Here is a 6,744-nt window from a genome sequence, read left to right as displayed (position 1 = left end):
GGCGGATACGCGGATGACGGCGACCGACACGACGGTGCTGGAGCGGCTGTTCCGCGAGGCGCGCAGCTACCGCGAGACGGCCAACGTAGTCGACTACGCCGTCGATCGCGTCGCGTTCGTCCGTGACGGGGTGGTCGGGCTGCCTGAGCGTGTCGTCGCGGGGATCGACGTCGGCCGGGCGGCCCGCACGGCACGGGCTTTGCGCCAGGCCCCAACGTGGCCCGGGCTCGAACACGCGATCGTGCTGGCCTGGCGCCTGCTCGAGGGCTCTGGGCGCCGCCAGGGCCGGCTACCGACACGATGGTGCTGGGGCGGATGTTCCGCGAGGCGCGGAGCTACCGCGAGAAGGCCAAGTTAGTCGACTACGCCGTCGATGGGGTCGCGTTCGTCCGTGGCGGGGTGGTCGGGCTGCCTGCGCGTGTCGTCGCGGGGATCGACGTCGGCCGGGCGGTCCGCGCGGCACGGGCTTTGCGCGAGGCCGCAACGTGGCTCGGGCTCGAACACGGGATCGTGCCGGCCTGGCGCCTGATCGACGGCTATGGGCGCCGGCTGAGCCGCGTGCCGGCCCCGGTGGTCCGTCGCCTGGTGGCGCGGCTCGCCCAGCATCTCGGCCGCCTTGGTCCGGAACGCGTTCGCAATCATGGCATCGAACGATAGGTCGTATCAGGTTCCATAACGTTCAGACCGCGAGCCGACCCGCATTAGCAGGGAAAGCAGGCCGACCATCGCACCTTGGCCGTGGATCGCGTCGAGGCTACGCATGCAGCTGCGAACGGCACGTGCGGAGAAGGAATAGTGTGCCGGTTACACAGCGTCAGCTCGCCGCTTCGATCGCAATGGCGCTTCAGATCGCGGACAGCGAGGCCATCGCGGCCTTCCTGCTGGACCCAGCCACGACCCTTACGGATCACAACCCACTGTCTCGGACCAGCGCAGGCGCCCAGCGCCAGATCTGGACCGGCAGGCAGCGGGAGTTCGCATCCTTCGGGGTTGCCGCTCTCGGTGTGCCCTGCCTCCTGAATGCGCTTCAGCGGCTTCCGAACGACGAGCCCATGATCCAGGAGATGCTCCAGGCCGGCCCGTGTCGGGCTTACGTCTACCACTATGGAGACGGTTGCAGGATTGTCGGAGCGGTCCTGCACGCCAAGGGGACTGCATCCCTGCCGGTGGTGAAATTGCCTCGATGGGCCAGGGCACGGCCAGCCAAGCGCAAGCCAAGCCTGCAACTCGACCTGTTCGCCATCCTGTAGCGGTGGCGCTCACCGACCGCCCGTAGAGGCTGTCCTACGCTGTAAGCCGAGAAGGCCGTGGTCTCAGCGAAGCCCGGTGCTAGATCAATGATAACACCTTATGCGGTGCGTCCCGTAGCCCGCACCTCGGCGGCACGCAGTCGATCGAGAAGGTCCATGGTCGGGGTGGCGCGCTCCGTGGCCTCGGGGATCGAGCGGCTGAAGATGATCTGCCTCTCGCGCAGAATGATCTCGTCCTTCGCTGGAATGGGCGCCACTTTGACGCCTGGCTGAAGGTCGACGGCACACCCTGTGATCCTCCGCTCAACCGGGCAACACCGAACTCGCGGCAGGCCGCGCGCAGGCCGCCAAGGGCAACCAGGGCGGTGACCGGCGCCGGCGGAACGCCAAAGCGGTCCTCGACCTCGCCGGCGAGCGCCTCGATCGCTTCTAAGTCCGGTAGACGCAGCAGGCGGGTGTAGAGGCTGAGCCGGATCTCCGGCTCGGAAACGTAATCCTCGGGGAAGCCGCCGGGCAGACCGATCTCGATCTCGGGACACCAATCCTCGGCCTCTTCGCCCTTAGCCATGCGAAGAGCCAGTTCGAGAAGGTGACGATAGAGGCCAAGGCCGACAAGCGTGGCGTGGCCGGCTTGATCCTTGCCGACGAGATTGCCCGCCCCGCGCAGGTCGAGGTCGCGGGCGCTAATTACGAAGCCAGCCGCACATTGCCGTCGGCAAGCTTCGGCTTGACGCGTTTGGCTTCAGCCGGGGGCACGAAACGGGAGAGTTGCGCCACCTCGATCCCGAAGCGGTTGAAGCGTCGGCGTAGGGTCTCCGCGTGCTAGCGCGCGAGTACCGTGGTCGGTGCGATGAGTACCGTCTGCCGGCCAGCGAACACATCGGCCGCCAGTGCCCGCAGCGCCACCTCGGTCTTGCCAAAGCCCACGTCACCGCAGACCAAGTTGTTCATTGGCGACCCGGAGGTGAGGTCGGTAAGAACCGCGTCGAAGGCCGCGGCCTGGTCGTGGGTCGACGGGAAGCCGAAGCCGGCCGCGAACCGCTCTATTTCACGCGGCGGAGGTCGGATGGCCGTGACACCGGTCTCGCGACGCTTCCGAGCGGTCTCCCGTGGGAGCCGCTGCCCGAATGAGGCGGCTTTCACCATTTATGGTTTGCCACAAGCCATAAGTCACAAAAATATAGCTTGGACCCGATTGTCGTCCCTGGCGTTTCTTCGGTGTGAGTGACCCGTTCGACCTCAACCGCTCCATTGATGCTTAGCGCGGCGGCCACGATCAAGCCCTCCAGAAGCTGACCGCGGGGCACAAGCGCAGCCATTGGATGTGGTTCGTCTTCCCACAGACCGCTGGCCAGGGCTTGAGCAAGATAGCGCAGTGCTATGCGATCGGCACGCTCGTCAAAGCGCAGACGTACCTGCAGCACACAGTCCTGGTTTCCCGGCTGCGAACCTACACTGCCGCGGTCAACCAAGACACCGGCCGGACGGCGTATGAGATTTTCGGCAGTCCGGATGGTATGAAGTATCGCTCGAGCGTGACCCTATTCGCGGCCTCGAATCCGCGGGTGCCAGAGTTCGGCAGCGCTCTGCAGCGGTATTTTGGCGGCGAGCGCGACAGGCGCACGTTGCGACTGCTCGACCAGACTTGATGCAACAATGGCAATAAACCATTTATGGTTTGTGGCACTTCGGGCTACGTTCAAGCAATATGGGAACACACGCCCCAAAATGGCGGAAATGCTACGCTTTCACGGGAAAGCACGCCCCAAAAACGCGCCGCAGCGATCACTGTCGCCAGCACCGGCACTCGCGTCCGAGAGGTTTGGCGATCGCCTTGCGACCTCATATCGCTCTCACCGTGCCATATGCGGTGTCAAAAACTCTCAGGACTGGCGTAGCGATGTTTTTATGTCCCGACGGAGCTTAGTCGGTCTTTCTGTCCTGAACGCTTCCAGGAGCCGCTGAGGTCGATCTGCTTCTCACCTACTCGGAGAGCCAATCTTTTTCAGCCGACAGGCGGAGCCCATGCAAGATTAACCGCCCTGTGGCGGATTTCGTTTTGGGTAAAGGAGCGGGTTTTTGCTACGCTAAATAATGGGCGCGTTTTATCGCTGCACGATCGTTTCCCACAACGAGTACAGGGGTTGTCCCGTTCTATTCCACAAAACTCCTATGGCCCGGGCAGGTCTCTTAAGGTCTATAAATAATCTATAAAAAGGTCTATACGTAAATTCGTTTGTCGCTGCAGTGAGTTATGCCCTCTTTTTGGGGCGTGGTTTCCGCCAATCTGGGGCGTGGTTTCCGGTTTTTGGGGCGTGGTTTCCGCCAATCTGGGGCGTGGTTTCCGGGCTTTTGGGGCGTGGTTTCACTTATCCACAGGCCGATTTCGCCCTGCCAGATCCCGTCTTTTTGGGGCGTTCTTTCCCGCCGTGGCTGTGACGATTCCCATGCAGGGTCCCCCTTCCCTGGTGCTGGTCGACGGCTGTGCGGAACGGGTGGTCCCGATCGCTGCAACGAGCGGCAATTTGGGGCGTGGTTTCCGGTTGCGCTTCTGTTGGAACACAGGGTTAGGTGATGGCATCGACCATCGGGAGGTCAAGCTCGCACTGACGCAGTGCGGCATGGGCGTAGGTGTACCGGCGCGACTTGGCGCGCCCGGAACCGGTGATCTCCTCGTCAAACTTCGACAGGCCGCCGGCGCTGACCATGTCCTTGAAGGCCTCGCGGCACTCCTTGCGGAACTGCGCCCGCGTGGCGCTGGTCGCCTCAGGTGCCCACAGCTCGCGGCCGGAGAGCTGGGCCAGCCTCTCTTCCTCGATGAACGTGTGGTCGGGCTGGCTGTCGATGAACGGCCAGAACACCTTGGCGTGGTCGGATTTCAGGCGGAACTGGACGTCGGCGTTGATGCTGACCAGATGCGCCTTCTCGATCATCTCGAGCACGCGAGCGCCGTAGGTGACTGTCACCGGGCTGTCGAGCTGGGCCCCTTCCCAGCTGAGGTCGGTGATCAGCGAGGACGCGGAGCCGGCGCCGTCGGGCAGCATGTTGCGCGTGCGCTTGCTCTTGATCGCCTCGAGTTCCTTAAGCGAACGCCCCTCGTGGATCAGCACGCTGACCTGCTGGATCTCCTGAAACACGTGGACGAGGCTGAGCAGGTTATTGACGTGCTCGGTGCGTCCCATCGCGCGGATCAGCGTCCGCCAGGTTGTGCGCGTCTGGTAGTACCAAAGCACCGGGGCGATGAACGTCCCGGGTCGGTAGGCCGGGTTGTCGACTTTGACCTTCTCACGGGGCAGCCGGAACAGAGCATAGATCGCATCCCGGTGCTGGCTGCCGAGCTCCCGGCCCTTCACCTCGACGACCGAGTAGCCCGGCACCTCGTAGATGCGGACGAAATTGCTGTCGGTGATGAGATCCTTTTTGCGGGGGGCGAAGGCCGAGGTCCGCGCCAGGTGCGTAGGCATGCTCGCCGGATTGCGCCGGCCGCGGCGGTTCCGGAGGGTCCGCTCCTTACGGGCGAGGCGCTGTTCTTCCTCAGGCGACAACGGGCGGGTAGGCGGCATGGACATCCTGTGGGGAGCCTAGCGCCGATGAGGAATCAACGCACCAGAAACGGGAACATACGCCCCAAAAATGTGCAAGTTTTTTCGGGCGCTTCTCTTCTTCCGGAGGGTCTTTGTCCGCCCTGCAACCACTTAACTTTTATGGCTTGTGGTAAGCCACAAGCCACAAGCGACCGCCATAAGCCATGGGCTATTTGCTCTCGAATTCCTTGAGCGACGGCTGGCCGTACTTCGCGAGCATCAGGTCGATGCCTTCGCGGATGAACGAGTTGAGGTCGCGGTCGTGCTCGATGCACATCATTCGCAGGCGCTTCTTGCAGGTCGTCGGCACGTAGGCGACCACCTGTTCGTAGTTCTTGACCTTGGGTGCCAGCGTGGCGCTGGACTGGTGCCGGACCACGTCCGCGATCTCCGGCTCAGTCTCCTGTGTCTGTTGGCCTTTGAGGGCGGCCTCAAGCGACGCGGGTCTGTTTCTGGCCATGCGGCTTCCCTTCCATCTTGTTGAGCATCCACTTCAACAGCTCGCGGATCTCGGCCGCAGCCTTGCTGCTGATGTCGCGTTCGGTGACCCCCTGCCCTGTCGCCAGCGCGTCCATGTGGTCGGCCCGCATGGCCAGCGGCGTGCTGGCGACGGCGCCAGTCAACTGCAGGACACGGAACGCGTCCATGGTGCGGATTGAGCGTCCGGGCGGGCACTGGTTGAGGACGTATGAGAACGGTTTGCCGAGGCGGTGAATGGCGCTGACCGTCGGCGCCGAGGCTTCGATGTCAGCGACGCTTGGACGAGCCGGGATCAGGCACAGATCAGCCATCTGGATCGCCGCGGTGACGCCGGGCGTATCAGCACCGGGGGTGTCGATGATTACCAGCTGGATGCCCTGCTTACGCAGCAGTGGCATAGCCGGCTCGAGCTGGGTGGCGTTAAGGGCGTTGACCTCAGGTCCTCCATCGGCCTCGCGGCGCCCGTACCATTTTTTGGTCGTTCCTTGCGGGTCCATATCGATGATCGAGGTGCGGATGCCCTGCTCCTCGGCCGCCACCGCCAGCGAAAACGCCAGGGTACTTTTACCGGTGCCACCCTTCTGGGAGACGATCGCGAGTATGTTCATGGGCGCATCCTTCCGACAGCGAGGGTAAACGGCAAATGGTTAATGGCTTGCGGCATATCGTATGAGGTATACAATTTGTGGCTTATGATACAACATAAACCTTAAGCCACTTGTGGCTTGTGGCAAAAATGAGCGACACCGTCGACCGGTGCGGGACATTGCCCCGCCGGCAGCCCACTGCCGGTCGGTCGGGCCGGGGTCAAGGCCGGATAGCGTAGCGTGCCTTAACCTCGGCCCGGACAACTGGCCCCACTCAACAAACCACTTATGGCTTGCCATAAGCCATTCTCGTGTCCTGCAGGGGACGCCCTACATGTAGCGTCAGTCGGCTTCAAGGATGGCCAATTCGTAAGGATCAACGGACAACGCCTCCAGATCGCAGCCGCCATAGAGAATGCGGCTGAACTCCGGACGCGTGGTCCTTGCCTTGTTAGACTTCTTCTCCTGGAACAGCTTCTCGCAGCCGGCACTTTTCAGCGCGTCACGCTGCAGGTCGAAATTATAGTCCAGAGTGGAGACGCGGGCATATCCGACGAGCATGTCAGGATATCGATTCAGGCACGTTTTATCTACATTAGAAAACCGGTCATAGCTTTCCGACAGAAACGAGGCTGTTTCTGATCAATCGCTACGCTTCAGTTCGGGCTGTCGATAAAACGGTCGGATATCAGACATAGAAGGGTCTAGGACATATGTCTTGATTGGATCTGTATTCCCCGTCTGATGGAGATCCGATGATTTACGCGGCAGCCGCGGTTATCCTCGGCCTTTCGTATTCCATCAACCCTTGGGGAACGTCTTTGTCAGCTCTACGGTTGGACA

Annotated in this window: 5 protein-coding genes and 4 pseudogenes; 4 read left to right on the top strand and 5 right to left on the bottom strand. The window is 62.3% G+C overall.

Translation table 11 applies throughout. The features are described from left to right. The 3 genes and pseudogenes from MKK60_RS01235 to MKK60_RS01225 form a co-directional block, all read left to right on the top strand. Positions 1 to 358, top strand: a pseudogene (locus tag MKK60_RS01235) (hypothetical protein); the annotation flags it as partial. Beyond that, positions 316 to 657 (top strand): hypothetical protein, encoded by a 342-nt coding sequence (locus MKK60_RS01230; RefSeq protein WP_243983567.1) that lies wholly within the window; start codon positions 316 to 318, stop codon positions 655 to 657. The pseudogene MKK60_RS01235 and the gene MKK60_RS01230, both read left to right, overlap by 43 nt. Positions 658 to 797: 140 nt before the next feature. Beyond that, positions 798 to 1,250 carry a hypothetical protein gene (locus MKK60_RS01225; protein ID WP_243983566.1) on the top strand — a complete coding sequence of 151 codons (453 nt, stop codon included), beginning with the start codon at positions 798 to 800 and terminating at the stop codon, positions 1,248 to 1,250. A gap of 98 nt (positions 1,251 to 1,348) precedes the next feature. Here the strand turns inward: MKK60_RS01225 and MKK60_RS01220 are convergent. After that, positions 1,349 to 2,357, bottom strand: a pseudogene (locus MKK60_RS01220) (TRCF domain-containing protein); the annotation flags it as partial. Positions 2,358 to 2,533: 176 nt separating this feature from the next. Here MKK60_RS01220 and MKK60_RS01215 point away from each other — a divergent pair. After that, positions 2,534 to 2,899 (top strand): annotated as a pseudogene (locus MKK60_RS01215) (DUF1810 family protein); the annotation flags it as partial. A 918-nt stretch (positions 2,900 to 3,817) separates the two neighbouring features. On the opposite strand, the gene MKK60_RS01210 reads toward MKK60_RS01215, so the two are convergent. The 4 genes and pseudogenes from MKK60_RS01210 to MKK60_RS01195 all read right to left on the bottom strand — a co-directional run. Beyond that, positions 3,818 to 4,714 carry a hypothetical protein gene (locus MKK60_RS01210; protein ID WP_243983565.1) on the bottom strand — a complete coding sequence of 299 codons (897 nt, stop codon included), beginning with the start codon at positions 4,712 to 4,714 and terminating at the stop codon, positions 3,818 to 3,820. A gap of 289 nt (positions 4,715 to 5,003) precedes the next feature. Beyond that, positions 5,004 to 5,213 (bottom strand): ribbon-helix-helix domain-containing protein, encoded by a 210-nt coding sequence (locus MKK60_RS01205; protein WP_243983564.1) that lies wholly within the window; start codon positions 5,211 to 5,213, stop codon positions 5,004 to 5,006. A gap of 52 nt (positions 5,214 to 5,265) precedes the next feature. After that, complete coding sequence (locus tag MKK60_RS01200) at positions 5,266 to 5,922, bottom strand: ParA family protein (RefSeq protein ID WP_243983563.1); 657 nt, start codon at positions 5,920 to 5,922, stop codon at positions 5,266 to 5,268. 390 nt (positions 5,923 to 6,312) lie between these two features. After that, positions 6,313 to 6,462 (bottom strand): annotated as a pseudogene (locus MKK60_RS01195) (recombinase family protein); the annotation flags it as partial. Between the last annotated feature and the right edge of the window lie 282 nt (positions 6,463 to 6,744).

Origin of the sequence: Methylobacterium sp. J-092 (assembly GCF_022829325.1) — a bacterium.
Classification (GTDB): Bacteria; Pseudomonadota; Alphaproteobacteria; order Rhizobiales; family Beijerinckiaceae; genus Methylobacterium.
Note: the sequence above shows the minus strand (reverse complement) of the source record. Positions and strands in the feature narration are given on the sequence as shown.

What these genes read in the sequence shown, in the direction of transcription:
- MKK60_RS01200 (WP_243983563.1), bottom strand. Translation starts at nt 5,922, where the DNA reads ATGAACATACTCGCGATCGTCTCCCAGAAGGGTGGCACCGGTAAAAGT.
- MKK60_RS01210 (WP_243983565.1), bottom strand. Translation starts at nt 4,714, where the DNA reads ATGCCTACGCACCTGGCGCGGACCTCGGCCTTCGCCCCCCGCAAAAAG.
- MKK60_RS01230 (WP_243983567.1), top strand. Translation starts at nt 316, where the DNA reads ATGTTCCGCGAGGCGCGGAGCTACCGCGAGAAGGCCAAGTTAGTCGAC.